The sequence below is a fragment of the Phenylobacterium sp. genome (assembly GCF_031181185.1).
Taxonomy (GTDB): domain Bacteria; phylum Pseudomonadota; class Alphaproteobacteria; order Caulobacterales; family Caulobacteraceae; genus Phenylobacterium.
In genome coordinates this window covers 1-2382 of sequence record NZ_JAPSKZ010000299.1, presented here as the reverse complement: position 1 = coordinate 2382, position 2382 = coordinate 1, and the positions used below count along the sequence as shown (strand labels likewise).

Below are 2382 nucleotides of genomic sequence, written 5' to 3'. Positions count from 1 at the left end.
GGGAGGCGCTCTTCGCCGACTGGCCGTCGACCGTGACGCCGCCCGCCTCGATCGCCGCCCTCGCCCGCGCCCGGCTTTCGGCCAGGCCCCGGGCGACCAGAAGCTGGTCGAGGCGGGTCTTCAAGGCCTCAGAGGCCTTCCAGACGCGCCAGCGCCGCCTGCAGCTTCGCCTTGCCGGCCTCGGCGGTCGCCAGCTTCTCGCGCTGCTCCTCGACCACCTCCTGGGCGGCGCGGGCGACGAAGTTGGGGTTGCCCAGCTTCTTGTTGAAATGGCCAATGTCGCTGTCGAAGGCGGCGATCTCCTTCTCCAGCCGCGCCCGTTCGGCGGCCAGGTCGATGATCCCGGCCAGGGACAGGGCGGCGGTGGCGCCGCCGCTGACGAAGGTCACTGCCCCTGCCGGCGCAGTCCCGGCCCGCGACAGCTCCGACACTCGACCCAGGGTCAGGATCAGGTCGCGGTGGCGATCCATGCGCCCGGCCGTGGCCGCATCGGGCGCGACGAAGGCCAGCGGCGGCTTCGCCGACGGCGGCACGTTCATCTCGGCGCGCAGCTGGCGGATCTCGGTGACGAGATCGACCAGCCAGCCGATCTCGGCCTCGGCGGCGGCGTCGACGAACGCGTCGGGCAGATCAGGCCAGGATGCGCCGATCAGCAGGGTCTCGTCGCGCGGGGCACCGTCGCCGGCGGTCTGGGCCCACAGCTCTTCGGTGATGAACGGCATGACCGGGTGCATCAGCTTCAGCGTCTGGTCGAGCGTCCAGGCGGTCATCGCCCGGGTCTCGGCCTTCGCCGCCTCGTCCGCGCCCTGGAATACCGGCTTGGCCAGCTCCAGGTACCAGTCGCAGAAGACGTTCCAGACGAAGCGGTAGAGGGCGGAAGCGGCATCGTCGAAGCGACCGCCCTCGAGTGCGGACGACACCTGGCGCTCCGCCTTCGTCAGTTCGCCGCGGATCCAGCGGTTGATGGTCTGCCCGACGCCGGCCGGATCGAAGCCCTCCACACGCACAGCCTCGTTCATCTGGGCGAAGCGGGCGGCGTTCCACAGCTTGGTGCCGAAGTTGCGATAGCCTTCAATACGCTGCTTCGACAACTTGATGTCGCGCGTGCCCGACAGGATGGCCATGGTGAAGCGCAGCGGGTCCGCGCCCAGCTCGTCGATGATGCCGAGCGGATCGATGACGTTGCCCTTGGACTTCGACATCTTCTGGCCCTTCTCGTCGCGGACCAAGCCGTTGATGATCACGCGGCGGAACGGCACTTCATCCATGAAGTGAAGTCCCATCATCATCATCCGGGCGACCCAGAAGAAGATGATGTCGGCGGCCGTAACCAGATCGGATGTCGGATAGAAGCGGCCGAGGTCGTCGGTATGCTCCGGCCAGCCCATGGTCGAGAACGGCCACAGGGCCGAGCTGAACCAGGTGTCGAGCACGTCCTCGTCCTGGCGCAGCGGGCGCTCGCCGGCCTGGGCGCGGACCTCCTCCTCCGTCTCCCCGACGTAGATGTTCCCCTCGTCGTCGTACCAGGCCGGGATGCGGTGGCCCCACCACAGCTGGCGCGAGATGCACCACGGCTCGATGTTGCGCAGCCATTCGAAGTAGATCTTCTCGTAGCTCTTCGGCTCGAAGACGGTGTCGCCCTGCTCCACCGCCTTGATCGCCGGCTGGGCCAGGGTGTGGGCGTCCACGTACCACTGGTCCGTCAGCCACGGCTCGATGACCACGCCTGAGCGGTCGCCGTGCGGGACGACGTGGCGCGTCTTCTCGATCTCCTTCAGCCAGCCCTCGGCCTCGGCCCGGGCGACGATGGCCTTGCGCGCCTCGAAGCGGTCCATGCCGCGAAGCTCGGCGGGAATGGAGTCGACGAGATAGAATTCGGCCGAGTTGTGATGATCCTCGTCGACCTTGTCCGGATCGGGAACGGGCACATCGTCCCAACCAAGTATGCGACCGAACCCGTTCATCACGTTGATCGCTGGCAACCCTGCACGCTTGCCAACTTGGAAGTCATTGAAGTCGTGCGCCGGCGTAATCTTCACAGCGCCAGAGCCCTTGGTGGGATCGGCGTACTCATCGGTGATGATCGGAATGGGGCGGCCCGTGAGCGGAAGAATCACCTGCGCGCCCACGATCGAGGCGTAGCGTTCGTCATCGGGATGCACCGCCACGCCGGTGTCGCCCAGCATGGTTTCGGGCCGGGTGGTGGCGACGACGATGTAGTCGCGCGTCTCCCATTCCGTCGCCTTGCCGTTCTCGTCGAAGGCGATCGGGTGCTCATAGGTTACGCCGTCGGCCAGCGGATAGGCGAAGTGCCAGTAGTGGCCGTCGACCTCGCGCTGCTCGACCTCGAGGTCCGAGATGGCGGTCTGGAAGTGCGGATCC

At 67.2% G+C, this 2382-nt stretch carries 2 protein-coding genes; both read right to left on the bottom strand.

Translation table 11 applies throughout. The features are described 5' to 3' along the window. Window positions 1-124: S4 domain-containing protein (locus tag RIF93_RS20130; RefSeq protein ID WP_309093221.1), on the bottom strand; the 124-nt coding region annotated here is incomplete at its 3' end. Window positions 125-128: 4 nt separating this feature from the next. Continuing rightward, window positions 129-2382: valine--tRNA ligase (locus RIF93_RS20125; protein WP_309093220.1), on the bottom strand; the 2254-nt coding region annotated here is incomplete at its 5' end.